The sequence below is a fragment of the Aliidiomarina maris genome (assembly GCF_003987335.1).
Classification (GTDB): Bacteria; Pseudomonadota; Gammaproteobacteria; order Enterobacterales; family Alteromonadaceae; genus Aliidiomarina; species Aliidiomarina maris.
In genome coordinates, this window is the sequence record NZ_PIPK01000012.1 from 25,764 (window position 1) to 40,685 (window position 14,922).

13 protein-coding genes and 1 tRNA gene are annotated in these 14,922 nt (G+C 50.1%); 9 read left to right on the forward strand and 5 right to left on the reverse strand.

Annotated features, from left to right (window positions below):
- Position 1: 1 nt before the first annotated feature.
- Positions 2-2,446, reverse strand: a complete 2,445-nt coding sequence (rnr, locus tag CWE07_RS11600) for a ribonuclease R (RefSeq protein WP_111569992.1) — start codon at positions 2,444-2,446, stop codon at positions 2-4.
- A 284-nt stretch (positions 2,447-2,730) separates the two neighbouring features.
- Between rnr and CWE07_RS11605 the strand changes: the two genes are divergently transcribed.
- The 5 genes from CWE07_RS11605 (at position 2,731) to CWE07_RS11625 (ending at position 8,195) form a co-directional block, all read left to right on the forward strand.
- Positions 2,731-4,647, forward strand: a complete 1,917-nt coding sequence (locus tag CWE07_RS11605; RefSeq protein ID WP_111569991.1) for a DUF885 domain-containing protein — start codon at positions 2,731-2,733, stop codon at positions 4,645-4,647.
- Positions 4,648-4,772: 125 nt separating this feature from the next.
- Positions 4,773-5,765 (forward strand): response regulator, encoded by a 993-nt coding sequence (locus CWE07_RS11610; protein ID WP_111569990.1) that lies wholly within the window; start codon positions 4,773-4,775, stop codon positions 5,763-5,765.
- A 9-nt stretch (positions 5,766-5,774) separates the two neighbouring features.
- Positions 5,775-6,737 (forward strand): GGDEF domain-containing protein, encoded by a 963-nt coding sequence (locus tag CWE07_RS11615; protein WP_338067878.1) that lies wholly within the window; start codon positions 5,775-5,777, stop codon positions 6,735-6,737.
- Positions 6,738-6,849: 112 nt separating this feature from the next.
- Positions 6,850-7,476 carry a fasciclin domain-containing protein gene (locus tag CWE07_RS11620; protein WP_111569989.1) on the forward strand — a complete coding sequence of 209 codons (627 nt, stop codon included), beginning with the start codon at positions 6,850-6,852 and terminating at the stop codon, positions 7,474-7,476.
- A gap of 227 nt (positions 7,477-7,703) precedes the next feature.
- On the forward strand, positions 7,704-8,195 hold the full coding sequence (locus CWE07_RS11625; protein ID WP_111569988.1) for a fasciclin domain-containing protein: 492 nt from the start codon (positions 7,704-7,706) through the stop codon (positions 8,193-8,195).
- 17 nt (positions 8,196-8,212) lie between these two features.
- Here the strand turns inward: CWE07_RS11625 and CWE07_RS11630 are convergent, their stop codons facing one another.
- The gene (locus tag CWE07_RS11630; RefSeq protein WP_111569987.1) at positions 8,213-8,875 is read right to left on the reverse strand and encodes a pseudouridine synthase; all 663 of its coding nucleotides are present in this window, start codon (positions 8,873-8,875) and stop codon (positions 8,213-8,215) included.
- A gap of 154 nt (positions 8,876-9,029) precedes the next feature.
- Here CWE07_RS11630 and CWE07_RS11635 point away from each other — a divergent pair, with 154 nt between their 5' ends.
- Complete coding sequence (locus CWE07_RS11635; protein ID WP_111569986.1) at positions 9,030-9,647, forward strand: glutathione S-transferase family protein; 618 nt, start codon at positions 9,030-9,032, stop codon at positions 9,645-9,647.
- A 61-nt stretch (positions 9,648-9,708) separates the two neighbouring features.
- On the opposite strand, the gene CWE07_RS11640 is transcribed toward CWE07_RS11635, so the two are convergent.
- Positions 9,709-9,795 (reverse strand) — tRNA-Leu (locus tag CWE07_RS11640).
- Positions 9,796-10,019: 224 nt separating this feature from the next.
- On the opposite strand from CWE07_RS11640, the gene CWE07_RS11645 reads away from it, so the two are divergent.
- On the forward strand, positions 10,020-10,559 hold the full coding sequence (locus CWE07_RS11645) for an RDD family protein (RefSeq protein WP_111570035.1): 540 nt from the start codon (positions 10,020-10,022) through the stop codon (positions 10,557-10,559).
- Between the two features lie 24 nt (positions 10,560-10,583).
- Here CWE07_RS11645 and lptG read toward each other — a convergent pair whose 3' ends face one another.
- Together lptG and lptF are read right to left on the reverse strand one after the other, a co-directional pair.
- Entirely contained in the window at positions 10,584-11,654 is a 1,071-nt protein-coding gene (gene lptG / locus CWE07_RS11650; protein WP_111570034.1) for an LPS export ABC transporter permease LptG, read from the reverse strand.
- Between the two features lie 2 nt (positions 11,655-11,656).
- Positions 11,657-12,763, reverse strand: a complete 1,107-nt coding sequence (lptF, locus tag CWE07_RS11655) for an LPS export ABC transporter permease LptF (protein WP_111569985.1) — start codon at positions 12,761-12,763, stop codon at positions 11,657-11,659.
- Between the two features lie 203 nt (positions 12,764-12,966).
- On the opposite strand from lptF, the gene pepA reads away from it, so the two are divergent.
- Together pepA and CWE07_RS11665 are read left to right on the forward strand one after the other, a co-directional pair.
- A complete protein-coding gene (gene pepA / locus CWE07_RS11660; RefSeq protein WP_111569984.1) occupies positions 12,967-14,472 on the forward strand; it encodes a leucyl aminopeptidase in 1,506 nt (501 codons plus the stop codon).
- 2 nt (positions 14,473-14,474) lie between these two features.
- On the forward strand, positions 14,475-14,915 hold the full coding sequence (locus CWE07_RS11665; protein WP_111569983.1) for a DNA polymerase III subunit chi: 441 nt from the start codon (positions 14,475-14,477) through the stop codon (positions 14,913-14,915).
- Positions 14,916-14,922: the final 7 nt, after the last annotated feature.

Genomic DNA, 14,922 nt, shown 5'->3' on the forward strand with positions numbered 1-14,922 from the left:
TTCACTTACGTTTAGTTTTTGCTGCTTGCTTCGCTTTACGCGCACGATTGCCTTTACTCGGTCTAGCCTTGGCTTTAGCTTTCGCTTTTGCGCTCGGCTTTTTTTTGCCAGTCTCTTTGCCCTGCCCGCTTTTATCAGCTCTCGGTGCACCTTTTGGCGCTCCTTTGCCCTTACCTTTGGCTTGACCTGAGCGCGAGCCTTGCTTGTTCGCCGCGCCAGCCGCAATCGAATCAGTGATTTTCTTAGCCTGACGGCGGTCTTCAATGCGCCCCGCGTTCTCAATATCAACGATATCAAAATCAATTTTGCGCTCGTCTAAGTTGACACTTTTGACCTTAACGCGCAGGTTATCGCCAATGCGGAATACACGCCGAGAATGCTCGCCAATTAATAAATGACGTTGCGCATCGAAATGATAATACTCATTGGCTAAGCCTGAAATATGCACCAAGCCGTCAATCATCAGTTCACTTAAGCGCACAAAGAAACCGAAATTTGTCACCGTCGAAATGACACCGTCAAATTCAGCACCGACATGGTCTTGCATATATTCACACTTGAGCCACTCATCGACTTGTCGGGTTGCATCATCCGCCCGACGTTCTGTGCTGGAACAATGCGCACCCAATTCTTGCATGTGGGTTTCACCGTAATGAAACGCACCTTCCAGCCCAGCTAATTTTTGTTTGCTTTGCTTCAGCTGGTACTTAATTTCCCGGTGCAACAGCAAATCCGGATAGCGTCGAATTGGTGATGTGAAATGGGCGTATTCATCAAGAGCTAAACCAAAATGGCCTTCGTTGTCAGGCGTATAGATTGCTTGTTTTAACGAGCGCAGTAATAAGGTTTGAATTAGCTCGTGGTCCGGCCGTTCAGCTACCTGCTGCAACAATTTAGTGAAGTCTTTGGGTTGCGGCTCATCGCCACCCCCTAAGCTCAAACCAAGTTCACTCAAGAATGCACGAAACCCTTCTAAACGCTCGTCGTCCGGCGTTTCATGCACGCGGTACAATGCCAACCCTTGGTTGTCTTGCACATACCGCGCGGCGGCCACATTGGCCATAATCATGCATTCTTCGATGATCATATGTGCGACGTTGCGATGCAGTGGCACAATTTGCTCAATTTTGCGCTGGGCGTTGAACACAAATCGCGTTTCCGTGGTTTCGAACTCTATTGCACCACGTTTTGCGCGCGCCTTTTTAAGTACGTCATATAACGCCTTTAAATGCTCAATATGCGGCAATTGCTGTGCGTATTGCTCGCGCAACTGCGGGTCGCCGCTAAGCATTTTATGCACTTTGGTATAGGTTAAGCGCGCTTTTGAGTTCATCACCGCTGGGTAAAAACGGTACTTTTGCAGTTGCCCACGCGCATCAATACTCATTTCCGCCACCATGCATAACCGATCGACATGGGGGTTTAGTGAGCATAAACCGTTCGACAGCTTTTCTGGCAACATCGGCACGACATTGTCAGGGAAGTAAACCGATGTACCGCGTGTGTGCGCTTCGTTATCCAGTGCTGATTTAGGACGCACATAATGGCTTACATCAGCGATAGCGACCCACAAACGAAAGCCGTTACCTTCCGGTTCACAATAGACTGCATCGTCAAAATCACGTGCGTCTTCGCCGTCAATGGTCACCAGTGGCATCGCGGTTAAATCAACGCGGCCCTGCTTATCACTGTCAGTGACTTCCTCAGCAATGGTTCCAACCTCGGCTTGTACCTCGGCGGACCACTCGTATGGGATGCCATGTTCACGAATAGCAATTTGAATTTCCATGCCTGGCGCCATGTGCTCGCCAAGGATTTCACTGACTTCGCCAACTGGACTGCTGCGTCGGCTTGGACGTGAAACTACTTTGGCCACCACCATTTGCCCGTGTCGTGCGCCGTGCGTCATTTCAGGCGGAATTAAAATATCTTGGGTGATACGGGTATCGTCCGGCACCACGACACTGACGCCTTGTTCAACGAAAAAACGCCCAACGATATCCTGATTGCCTGCTTCGACTACACGCACAATCCGTGCTTCGGTGCGGCCTTTGAAATCTGTGCCGCCTTCTTTGGCCAGCACAATGTCGCCATGCAGAACTAACTGCATTTGGTGATGGGGTAAAAATAAGTCTTTGCCGCCGCCTTCAACTTGCAAAAACCCAAAGCCGTCACGGTGGCCTATTACGCGGCCTTTTACCAGGTCCATACGCTCTGGCAAGCCATAGGCATTGGCTTTGGTGTATACCAATTGGCCGTCGCGCTCCATTGCGCGTAAGCGGCGTTTAACGGCGATTTGTTGACGTTCGTCGTCGAGTTTAAACTGGCGCACGATATCGTCGTAAGGTAAGGGCTTACTCTGCGCCTCGACGGCAGCTAACAAAGCTTCGCGTGACGGAATGGAAACTTCGTATTGAATCGGTGAAGACCCTTGGTCATCTGTCATATATATATTCTTTTCCTACTTGCCAGCCTGTTACGGCTGTGAAATGTTACTATAATGTTTGTAAAACAATGGCTTTTATCTGTGTATCTTATATACAGTTGAGTATAACAGTGGCTGCATCATCATGCTATGTTGTTAAGAATCACTGACCGCAACCTTAAATAACAATGATACGCCTCAAGTGCGACAGCGATTAATTGCTGCGTTTAAGTGCTGCGCTTAAGCACGACGCTTAAGTACCCCGCAAGGACGGTGCACTGAGGCCCCAACAACCCGGAGTTTGCATGCAAAAAAGTATACTTGCACTTACCATCGCTGGCCTTTTAAGCCTAACTGCTACTGCCTGTTCGGACGCAAGCGCGCCAGCCGACCAAACTAGCGAAGAACGCCAACGTGCTGACAGTAGTCAGAGCTATTCCAGTCAGGATACGAGTGAGCAGGCCCATGCTGACCAAGTAGCTGCTGAAACTGCGCGTCTAAATCAGTGGTTTGATGAACAATTTGAAGCGCAGCTGCAAAACAGTCCATTACGCATGACCATGCTTGGCCGCAAAGATCGTTACGGTGAAATTGACGACGTATCACTGGATGCCCAACGCCAGCAGTTTGCGTGGCTTGAAAGCACAGTTGAACAGTTACAAAATGAATTTGACTACGATTTATTAGACGCCGACGCACAAATTTCATACGACATCTGGATGTTCCAATACGAGCTTGCGCGCGAGGGCCAAGACTTTTTACAAGCAGGCTATGTGTTTGACCAGATGCGTGGCGCGCACTCGAGCCTGCCCCAGCTACTTCTTGCCTATCATGGTGTCGACAGCGAGTCAGACATGCAAGCCTATAACTCTCGCATCCGAGGTATCGGCCAAGCCATTCAAACCTTGACCGAGCAAGCGCAGTCACGTGCCGAAAATGACATCCGTCCACCGCGTTTTGCCTACCAGCACGTGCTGCGGCAGTCTCAAGCGTTAATCACCGGAGCACCGTTCGACGATGGCGATGCATCGCCTATTTATGCAGACGGGGTTAGTAAGATTGAAAGCTTGTATGACAATGATGAGATTAACGAAGAAGCTAAAAACGAGTTAATCAGCGAGCTCGAAGCTGCGCTAGTTGAAGCATTTAAACCAGCATATCAAGGCTTAATCAGCTGGCTGGAATCTGATCTTGAAAACACCGAGCAGAATACTGTCGGTATAAGCAGGCACGAAAACGGTAATGACTTTTACGAGTATATGCTAAAGGTCTCTACCACGACGGACCTTAGCGCCGCTGAAATTCATCAAATAGGCTTAGACGAAGTTGCGCGTATCACTGAGGAGATGAATGAAATTCGTCAGCAAGTTGGCTTTGAGGGCGACTTACAAGCGTTTTTCGAATTCATTCGTACGGATGAGCAATTCTTCTTCCCTAACAATGATGAAGGTGCAGAGATGTACCTTGAGCAGTCGCGCGAATATTTGGATGCCATCGCTGACCGCCTCCCTGACTTCTTCGGCCGTTTACCTAAAGCCGACCTGGTGGTACGCCGAGTGGAGCCATTCCGTGAACAAGATGGTGCGCCACAACATTATTATCCAGGTTCGCCAGATGGCTCACGGCCTGGCGTCTATTACGCCCACTTAAGCGATATGCGTTCAATGGCTAAGAATGAGATGGAAGCGATTGCCTACCACGAGGGTAACCCGGGCCATCATATGCAAATTTCAATCGCGCAAGAGCTGGACGACGTTCCTCAGTTTCGCACTCAAGCACGCTTTACCGTGTACAGTGAAGGCTGGGCGCTGTATTCCGAACTATTAGCGAAAGAAATGGGCGGCTACGAAGACCCCTATAGTGACTTTGGTCGTTTAGTGACCGAAATGTGGCGCGCGATTCGCTTAGTCGTTGACACCGGTTTACATGCTAAAGACTGGACCGAAGAACAAGCGGTTGCCTTCTTCCAGGAGCACTCACCTATTCCTGAGGGCGCGGTGCGCTCGGAAGTGCAGCGCTATTTGGTGATGCCAGGACAAGCAACATCTTACAAAATTGGGATGATTAAAATTCAGGAACTACGCGCTGAGGCTGAAGATGCATTAGGCGATAATTTTGATATCCGCGGGTTCCATGACACCGTGTTAGGTGGCGGTGCGATGCCATTACCAATTTTAGAGCGTCAAGTGCGCAACTGGATAGCAACACAACAAGCGGGATAAACAATTGAACGCTTTGGAGCGATTCAAAGTATTATTTAACCAACCCACGTTCTAAAAACCCACCGCATGGCAATATATCCCAGCGGTGGGTTCTTATATGCAAGCTGTATGACATTTGAGGCGCTATGACTTTACCTGTTTTAATTTGCGATGATTCCGCAATGGCACGCAAGCAGATGGCTCGCTCGCTGCCTGGCGATTGGGACGTTGCCATTAGTTTTGCCAGCAATGGAATTGAAGCGGTAGCTGCCGTCAAAGCAGGTCAAGGTGATATTTTATTTCTTGACCTCAACATGCCTGAAATGGACGGCTATGAAGTACTTGAAGCCATTCGCCGCGACGATTTACCAACCATGGTGATTGTGGTGTCAGGCGACATTCAGCAACCGGCTTATGAACGCGTGAAAGCACTTGGAGCCATGGATTTTATTCGTAAGCCCGCCAATGCTGAAAAAATTTCCGAAATTCTACAGCGTTACGGTGTGGTCGAAACCCCGCTTGCGCAAAGTGAAGACGAGCTGCATCGCTTTGATGGCATTCATGTGGAATTGCATGAGATGATGCAGGAAGTGGTGAATATCGCCATGGGTGAGGCGGGGTCGCGCTTAAGTCGCATGCTAGATACCTTTGTAGAATTGCCTGTGCCTAAGGTTCGCACCCTTGAATTTGCACAACTACCGCAACAGATTGCGGCGCACCGCTATGCCTCGTTAAGTGGCGTCACGGAAGGGTTTACGGGCAATCAAATTACCGGCGAAGCGATTTTATTAATCGACGAACAAAGCTTCTCGCGCTTATTTAATTTATTTAAATATGATCAAGGCTTACGCAAGGTAAGTGACTTGGAAGTGCTGATGGATTTGTCCTCAGTCATTACTGGAGCCTGCCTGCAGAATATTGCCAATCAGCTCGATTTGCAGCTTAGTTACTCACACCCGGTGATGCTTGGGCGCAAACTAAGCGCACAGCGTTTGCTCAGAGGCAATGCCAATAAACAGCAGGTATTAGCCGTTGAAGTGAACTACGCCATACCCGAGCATGGCGTCGAATGCGATCTGATTATTGTATTTACCGAAGACTCTATCGACGAACTGCGCAGCCGCGCAGGCTTACTATAGGAATGTTTTGTGGCTACTGAGAACCCTACCCAATCGCATAGCATGCACTGGATGGCGCAAATGCTTCAAACCATTGAAGTCGGCCTGATAGTGCTAAATAAAGCGGGCAAGATTGAGCTTTGGAATAGCTTTATGGAAAACCATAGTGGTGTTCGTGTCGCTACGGCGCGCCAGCGCAATCTATTTGAATTATTTCCAGAGCTGCCAAAAGCTTGGCTGGAACGCAAAATTCGTGCGGTGTTCGAATTAAAAAGCCGCGCATACTCTACCTGGGAACAGCGCCCACATATTTTTAAATTCAAAAGTGTGCGCCCACTTACCAGCCAAGCACCGTGGATGTTTCAAAACTTAACCCTGACACCGTTAATCGGTACCGACGGTGAGGTGTCGCATGTCTGTATTTTAGTGTACGACGTAACGGACATCGTGACGTCACGGATGAGCTTAGAGCGCGCCAACCACCGCCTTGAGGAGCTTAGCCAAACTGACCGTTTGACTGACTTGTTTAACCGCGGTCACTGGGAAGAGTGTTTAGCCTCCGAGTTTTCACGCCTGCAACGCTACACCGGGCATGCGTCACTAATAATGCTTGATATTGATTACTTTAAGAAAATTAATGACACCCACGGGCACCATGTGGGTGATCTGGTGCTGCAGTGGATGGCTGATATTCTGAGGTTAAGCTTACGCGAAACCGATTTGCCAGGGCGCTACGGCGGCGAGGAATTTGCCATTTTGTTACCCCACACCGAGCTCGACGACGCTCGTCAGTTGGCTGAACGCTTGCGTGAGTCCATCGCAAAAGCACCTTTCCAACACGAAGACATTGATTTTTTCATTACGGTGAGTTTAGGGGTGGCGAGTTTTTCGTCACAATTCAAAACCCATACGCAATGGTTAGAGGCTGCGGATCAAGCGCTGTATGCCTCTAAGCACGGGGGACGAAACCGAGTAAGTACTGCCGATGCTTAATACGGGCACTTGATAATTTAGGGCGTGAAGTCGTAAAGAATACGTAAACGACGCTGCAAGCTAAACCTCCATGACTAGGGTTTAAGTGAATTTGACACAGGAGGAACAAGTTATGTTACGTACTTTCGGAACTACAACGTTAGCCGCCCTGATCGCAGCAACTTTCTCAGCTGGGGCGATGGCTCAGCAAGAGCAGCGCACTCAAACTCAGCAACAGCAACAGCAACAGCAGCAAGAGCGCATGGGTGAGCAGCGCGGTGACGAACAACGTCGCTATGAAAAAGGTAGTAAGCACGACGACAAAACTATTGTCGAAGTACTGAATGAAAAAGACCGTTTTTCTAAGTTCAGCGAAGCCCTAGAGCAGGCTGACATGAAAGACAAATTGAATGATAGTGATTCGTACACGGTATTCGCACCCACTAATGAAGCTTTCGAGCGCCTACCACAAGGCACTTGGGAGCAGTGGATGGAAGATGATAACCGTGACCAATTACGCGAAATCCTCAGCTACCACATCGTAGAAGAGCGCGTTAGCGTGGACGATATTGGCGAAGCACGTGAAGAACATGCGTCCATGCAAGGCGAGCAACTTCGGGTCGCCAATGCGTTTGGAAGCTTCACGGTGAATACTGCAAGTGTGACCCACGCAGACATTGAAACGGAAAATGGCTATATTCACGCGATTGACACCGTGCTAATGGATGCTAGCCGCACCGGGCGCCAAGCCGCAGAATAGTGACTTAACCACTTAATCAGTCTTGATGATACAAAAGCGATGCCTTGGGCATCGCTTTTTCTTTATCTCCATTTCCTTCAATTTATTTTGTTAAACACATCTCGTTAAACACATTTTGTTAAAGAAGGTAAAGTTCATCTAAACACGCTTGCTGCGTATCAAAAACTTGCCCATGGTTAAAGACACAGTCACGTGAAGAGCTCGCCGAGCAGCAAGCGCAAGAAGCTATGGATGAGAATCAACCAACGGATTTCTCTGGTTATACCTTAGCCCAAGCACTTGCAGAGCAACCCTATTTCGGTCAATTCCATCAGGCTCTTGAGCAAACAGGGCTGCTAGAGGAGCTTGACCCAGAGCAGTCGTACACCGTGTTCGCCCCTTTTGATGAAGCGTTCTCGCGTGTTCCAAGCGATGTACTCGAAGCATGGCAAGCTGGAGACGATGAAGAAGGCTACCGTGAGTTTATCGGTTATCACATTGTGGAAGGCGAGTACGACACCAATGCGTTATCTGATGACGCACAGGAAGTCACCACATTAAATGGCGAGACTGTTAGCTTGCGTACATTGTATGGCGCGATCATGGTCGAGCACGTCAGCGTTAATATGCCGGATATCCAAACCGCACAAGGCTACGTGCACGGTGTCGATGCAGTCATTGCATCAGTCACATCAAGCTCGGACGACGATAGCGAAGAAATCGCCCAACGTGACGAGTAACAACACTTCGCGGTAACTTAGACGCTGGCTTGGGGCCACGGAAGGTCCCATGGCTGGTTAAGTTTCGCGGTTAGTTCATCGTTGAGTGGGTAAAAGTCACTGTCAGGCAGCAGTAAATAGCTTAACTTTTCCCCTCGCCAGGTAAAACCGAGCGCAAGCGCATGCAACATCAGCCGCTGCGCAGGCTTTCCTTTGTAACGACTATCGCCAAGAATTGGCACACCAATACTTTTCAGCGCCACCCTTATCTGATGGGTGCGCCCCGTTAGAGGCTTTAGCACATATAGACGTGTGCCCTGCCCGGTGCCAAAACTAAAAAACCAAGTCTTGGCCGGCGCTTGCTGTGACTTCGTAAGGCGCCAACTTCCACCCCTTGCCTTTTCCATATCGCCTTGAATCGCACCTTGCTTCTTGGCTGGCTTATTACCTGCCACTGCAACATAGAACTTGTCTATCTCGCGCTGCTCGAACAAGCGCCCAAAAATAGCCGCCGCCTCAGCGTGCCGCGCCAGAATCACTAACCCGCTGGTGTCTTTATCTAACCGATGCACAGGAAATAACTTCTCACCCACCAATGCTTCCACTTGAGTGACCAACCCAATGGCCTCGCCTTCTTGGTGCATATTTGTTCCTGATGGCTTAGCAATCAGGTAAAAATCCGGGTGAGTGATATAAATCATAGTGGGTGTAATCGCCGTTCAGTTGTTGCGCTGCGGGTTTTCGCGTGTCAGTTTGGCACATAGTAACATGGTACATGCTGCCTGCACCTTGCCTAGCGACATAGTTAGTAGCATGATTCAATACAATAGATTGGCTAACAATTAGTGAGGGCTTATGCTGCTGTATGAAATGGCGATTGCGCCAAACCCGCGTCGCGTGCGCATGTTCCTGGCCGAAAAATCCCTGCTTGATAAGGTAACGCGAGTCGAATTAGATTTGGCTAAAGGTGAACATCGTACACCCGAGTTTGCTCAAAAGAATCCGTTTTACCGCGTGCCTGTACTGGAACTTGATAACGGCAGCTGTATTGCGGAAACCAATGCAATTTGCCGCTACATGGAAGACACCTTTACTCAAGCTCCCAATTTAATGGGCAACGATGCGCAAGAAAAGGCGCTAGTTGAACAATGGCTACGCTGGATAGACTTTGAGTTTATGGTGCCGCTGGGCGCGTGCTTTCAACATTGCAGTGGTTACTTCAAAGCCCATATGAACACCTTTCCAGACTTTGGCAAAGACTGCGCCAGCAAGGTCTGGGCGTTTTTTGATTTTCTCGATAACCACTTAGAGCAGCACGAATTTATCTGTGCCGACCGTTTCACAATTGCTGATATCAACGCCTACGTGACCGTGCAGTTTGCCAAAGTGGTCGATATTCGCATCCAACCGCGACATGCCCACTTGAAAGCATGGCATGATCGCATCAATAGCCGAGCAAGCGCGAAGGCGTAAATATAATGTTTGAGAAAGTTTATTGAGAGTCGTTGAGAGTCGTTGAGAGTCGTTGAGATGATGGTGCCTGGGGACGGACTCGAACCGTCACGGGTTTAACCCCGGCGGATTTTGAATCCGCTGCGTCTACCAATTTCGCCACCCAGGCAATGTTTCAGGTTGAAACTTAGGAGGCTACTTGAAGGTTTTGCCCCTCAAGCGGTTTGCATTATACATTTCACTTTTATTGAAGCAAGCACAAAATGATAAATTCAGTGCGTATGCTTAAGCTTTAAGCAACTTAGTTGGTTTTGGCACTGTGTGCGCCGCTGGGCTGGAAATTCCATGCTAAGATGCGCATCTATTCCATCATGGTTTGATAAGAGTATGAATATGGCCACCACACCATCACCTAACACTGGCACCCAGCCCAGTGCGCCCTATGACTTCGCAAACTTTCCGCGTGCAGGCTTTTTTCGCCGCATCGGCGCTATTGTCTACGACTCGTTAGTTGTCGTCGCGGTACTCATGTTTGCAGCGGGTATCGCCTTAGCTTTGGTAGCGGGTTTAAACGCAATCGGATTGCTGACTTTGGCTGAGGGCGCTGACCATGCCTCTGTACTTGAGAATAATTGGCTGTATCGCATTTACCTGATTGCGGTTTTGCTGTGGTTTTATGGTGGGTTTTGGGTGCGCGGTGGTCAAACCTTGGGGATGCGCGCCTGGCGCCTTAGAGTACAAAACCACGACGGCTCTACCCTGTCCTGGCGTCAAGCCAGCATCCGCTTTCTCACCGCAGTACTTGGGCTTAGCAACCTTGGTGTGCTGTTCAGTCGCGATAACCTGGCATGGCAAGACCGCGCCGCAAAGTGCGAAGTGGTGCTGTTAAGTGTTGAAGCGAATCGCTCGATTACCTGGAAAAAGCGCAAATAAGCCAGCCTATTTGCGCTAAATGGGCTAGGTTTTCTGCCGCTGCATCATATAAATTGCGGCGGCTGCAAAAATAATACTCGGTAGTATTGCCCCTGCCACCGGCGGTAAATGGTATACCTGTGCAATCGGGCCAAACACCTGGTTCGCCATATGAAAGACAAAGCCGGTAATCACCCCAAGCAAGATCCGAGCCCCCATCGTCACTGAACGTAGTGGCCCAAATATAAACGACAACGCCACCAACAGCATGACAGCGACCGTCAGTGGTGCCAGTATCTTGCGCCATAACGCCAACTCGTAGCGGCTGGCATCTTGATTATTACTGCGTAAGTAACTGATGTAACTTTGCAAGCCGGTAATCGGTAGTGATTCTGGCCGCACGGTCAACACACCGAGCTTTTCAGGCGTCAGGCCTGAGCGCCACACCCAGCTCGCTAAACGATAATTTTGTAGTGCCTCAGTGCCCATTTCGGTGTAACGCACATCACGCACACGCCAGCTATCGTCAACAAACTGCGCGCTTTCGCCACGAATCACTCGCTCTAACTCACGCTCAGACGAAAACTGGTAAATGGTGACATCCAGTAGCAAACCGGTGTCTTGTACTTCACCAATATTAATAAACTGGCTACCGTCACGGGCCCACTGGCCTTGCGGGCCACTAATCAAGCTGCCCCCAGAGATGGCTTGGGCGCGCAATTGACGGGCTTGCCCTTCCATCTGGGGTGCCACCCACTCACCGAGTGCGGTAATCAGTAACATCATTAGGATTGCTGACTTCATCACTGAGGCAACAATATTAAGGCGCGAGCGCCCTGCGGCCATCATCACCACCAGTTCACTGTTGCTCGCCAGCATGCCCATGCCGATAAGGCCACCGAGCAAGGTTGCCATCGGGAAGAACTGCTCGATGTCACGAGGCATGCTGAGTAACACAAAGGTCAGCACGTCCATCATGTCATAGGTGCCGCGGCCAATACTGCGTACTTGTTCAACAAACCGGATTAACGCACTCAAACCAGTGAGTACACCAAGGCTCAAACCTGTGGTGGTTAGAATGGTTTTGCCAATGTAGCGGTCTAAAATACTAAACATCATCAGCCGCGCCCTCGCAGCTTAGCAAGGGCTTTGTGCCCCATGGGCCGCCCTTTAAATACTAAAATAAAGCCAAAGATTGCCAGCGCCACGTGAATCCACCATAGCCCAACACTGACTGGAATCGCACCGTCGCCCAGAGCCCGTTTCGCTGCCATCAACACTAAGAAATAGCCTAAGTAGATCATCAGCGCTGGGCCCATGCGCGCGAACTTGCCTTGACGCGGGTTAACCCGTGCCAGTGGCACGGCAATCAGGGTCAGCAGCGGCATCGCCAGCGGAATAGCAATTCGCCATTGCAGCTCTGCCTGCGCTTCATAATCGCTGCGCTGCATCAGTTCCAGAGTTGGAATCGATTCTAAACGGCGGCGTTCTTGGTCGATTTCCTGTTCGCGAATTTGCATTTGATAGCGACTAAACTCCATCACTTGATGGTCAAGTTCAGTCACATGCTGTGAATAACGACGGCCATTTTCCAGAATCAGCGTTTGCCCACCACTGCCATCGGAGCTAACCTGACCGTATTGGGCCATAACCACACTTGCGCGCTCACCGCGGACTTCTGAGCGTTCTGGCAACTGCGCGACAAATACCCCTTCAAGGCGCCCGCCTTCGGCTTGTTGCTCAATAAAAATGACCGCATTTTGGCTGCTGGCTTGTTGAAAACGCCCAGTTTGCACTGCGGTTAAACCCGCTTCCATGCGCGCACGCTCGGCAATTTGATGCTCTTGGCTCATCGCCCAAGGGCCAAGCCAAATAGTTAATACCGCAGTAATAGCCGCCAATACAGTGGCAAAGGCAAGCGTGGCGCGTGTGACATACCATTCACTCACGCCACAGGCATGTAATACCGCCATTTCGTTGTCAGCATAAATACGCCCATGCGCCATTAAAATGCCGAGGAACAAGCTGATAGGTAAAATTAACGCGGCGAGCGCGGGCAGTTGTAAGCCCAGCACCTGCAAAATTAAAGTCGCAGGCACTTGGCCTTCTGAGGCTTCGGTAAGCACGGAGACGAATTGCTGGCTGATAAAAATAGTCATCAGGACCACGAAAACGGCCAGCTGTGCTTTGAATGTTTCACGAATTAAGTAACGAAAAATGCGCACGTATCAGTTCTCTTAACCTTGCGTTTTGCTGGAAATACGCAGATATTTAGGTAAACTTGTTGTTTTCATAAGATTTAGCCCTGCAAGCATACATACAATGAGCAACTAAGCATGATTCGCTTTGCATTTATGTGCAACTAGTTGTCTCAGGGCAGGCGTATAATGCCATGCTTGCTTGCAATTCACCAGAAATGGGAGTCACCATGGAATTTAATGTCAAAAGCGGTAGCCCTGAAAAGCAACGCTCCGCGTGTATTGTAGTCGGTGTTTTCGAACCTCGCCGCCTGTCTCCCGCTGCCGAACAACTTGATCAAGTCAGCGACGGCTACATTAGTAACTTACTGCGCCGTGGCGACCTTGAAGGCAAAGCGGGCCAAATGCTACTGCTGCACAACGTGCCAAATATTTTAAGCGAGCGCGTGCTTTTAGTCGGCTGCGGCAAAGAACGTGAGCTTGACGAGCGCCAGTACAAGCAAATTATTAGCAAGACCATTGCTAACTTGAACGAAACAGGGTCAATGGAAGCGGTGTGCTTTTTAAGTGAGCTACATGTTAAAGCTCGCGACACCTATTGGAAGGTTCGCCAAGCCGTTGAAGCGGCCAACAGCAGTTTATACACCTTTAACCAGCTGAAAACCAAGAAAGAAGAGCCTCGTCGACCGCTTAGAAAATTGGTATTTAACGTGCCAAGCCGCCGTGAATTGAATTTAGGCGAGCGTGCAGTAAAGCATGGTCTGGCGGTAGCGAAAGGCGTCAGCTTGTGCCGTGATGCAGCCAACATGCCACCCAATATTTGTACCCCGGTATGGTTAGCGGAACAGGCAGAACAAATCGCAGAGCAGTACGATAATTTAAATATTGAGCGAGTAGACCGCGACGCTATGGCCGAGTTAGGTATGAATGCCTACTTGGCGGTATCACAGGGCTCAGCCAACCCACCGATGATGACCTTAATGCATTATCGCGGCGCGAGCGATGACAAAGCACCAATAGTGCTGGTCGGTAAAGGTTTAACCTTCGACTCTGGCGGTATTTCAATTAAGCCGTCAGAAGCGATGGACGAAATGAAATATGACATGGGCGGCGCCGCGGGTGTGCTAGGTGCCATGCAGTCACTGGCGGAGCTGCAATTGCCTATCAACGTCATCGGTGTTCTAGCCGGGTGTGAAAACATGCCGGATGGTAAAGCCTATCGCCCTGGTGATGTATTGACCACAATGTCTGGACAAACGGTTGAGGTGCTGAATACGGACGCCGAAGGTCGTTTAGTCCTGTGCGACGCGCTGACCTATGTAGAGCGCTTTAACCCAGACGTGGTGGTTGACCTGGCGACCTTAACTGGTGCTTGTGTTATCGCTTTGGGCGCTCACGCGAGTGCGGTGTTAAGTACGCATAATCCGCTTGCCCATGAATTGATTAACGCGGGTGAGCAAAGTAGTGACCGCGCTTGGCGTATGCCGCTGTGGGACGAGTACCAAGACATGCTGGACAGCCCGTTCGCGGACATGACCAACTTAGGTGGCCGCCCAGCCGGTACTATTACTGCCGCATGTTTCTTATCGCGCTTTACCAAGAAGTACCAATGGGCGCACATGGACATCGCTGGCACCGCTTGGCAAGGTGGTAAAAATAAAGGTTCAACTGGGCGCCCTGTGCCACTGTTGACCCAGTTTTTATTGAGCCGCGCTGGTGAAGTGGCTGGCGAATAAGTATGGCAACAGCGACGTTTTACCTGCTGGATGATATTGGCGATGCACAATTGCTACCGTTTATTTGCCAGCAGGTAAGTCACTTCTTCCGCCAAGGTCAGCGCGTGCTGGTGATGGCAGAAGATCAAGCACAAGCTGAGGCGCTGGACGAGCTGCTGTGGCAGCTTCCTGTCGATGCATTCGTGCCCCATCACTTAAGTGGTGAAGGCGGCCAAGGCAGCCCGGTTGAAATCAGTTGGCCACAACAGGCCAACGCAGCCATGCGCCAAGTGGTCATTAACTTGGCCACGCAAGCGCCCAGTGTGGCAGCAAGAGCACAACGGGTGGTCGATGTAGTGCCGGTCGAAACCACCCAGCGCGCCGCTGCTCGCGAACGTTTTAAGCAATATCGTCAATTTGGTTTACAACCACACACGGCGCATGCCGAATTGACCCGTAACTAGATAACGA

What these genes read in the sequence shown, in the direction of transcription:
- rnr (WP_111569992.1), bottom strand. Translation starts at nt 2,446, where the DNA reads ATGACAGATGACCAAGGGTCTTCACCGATTCAATACGAAGTTTCCATT.
- CWE07_RS11605 (WP_111569991.1), top strand. Translation starts at nt 2,731, where the DNA reads ATGCAAAAAAGTATACTTGCACTTACCATCGCTGGCCTTTTAAGCCTA.
- CWE07_RS11610 (WP_111569990.1), top strand. Translation starts at nt 4,773, where the DNA reads ATGACTTTACCTGTTTTAATTTGCGATGATTCCGCAATGGCACGCAAG.
- CWE07_RS11620 (WP_111569989.1), top strand. Translation starts at nt 6,850, where the DNA reads ATGTTACGTACTTTCGGAACTACAACGTTAGCCGCCCTGATCGCAGCA.
- CWE07_RS11625 (WP_111569988.1), top strand. Translation starts at nt 7,704, where the DNA reads ATGGATGAGAATCAACCAACGGATTTCTCTGGTTATACCTTAGCCCAA.
- CWE07_RS11630 (WP_111569987.1), bottom strand. Translation starts at nt 8,875, where the DNA reads ATGATTTATATCACTCACCCGGATTTTTACCTGATTGCTAAGCCATCA.
- CWE07_RS11635 (WP_111569986.1), top strand. Translation starts at nt 9,030, where the DNA reads ATGCTGCTGTATGAAATGGCGATTGCGCCAAACCCGCGTCGCGTGCGC.
- CWE07_RS11645 (WP_111570035.1), top strand. Translation starts at nt 10,020, where the DNA reads ATGGCCACCACACCATCACCTAACACTGGCACCCAGCCCAGTGCGCCC.
- lptG (WP_111570034.1), bottom strand. Translation starts at nt 11,654, where the DNA reads ATGTTTAGTATTTTAGACCGCTACATTGGCAAAACCATTCTAACCACC.
- pepA (WP_111569984.1), top strand. Translation starts at nt 12,967, where the DNA reads ATGGAATTTAATGTCAAAAGCGGTAGCCCTGAAAAGCAACGCTCCGCG.
- CWE07_RS11665 (WP_111569983.1), top strand. Translation starts at nt 14,475, where the DNA reads ATGGCAACAGCGACGTTTTACCTGCTGGATGATATTGGCGATGCACAA.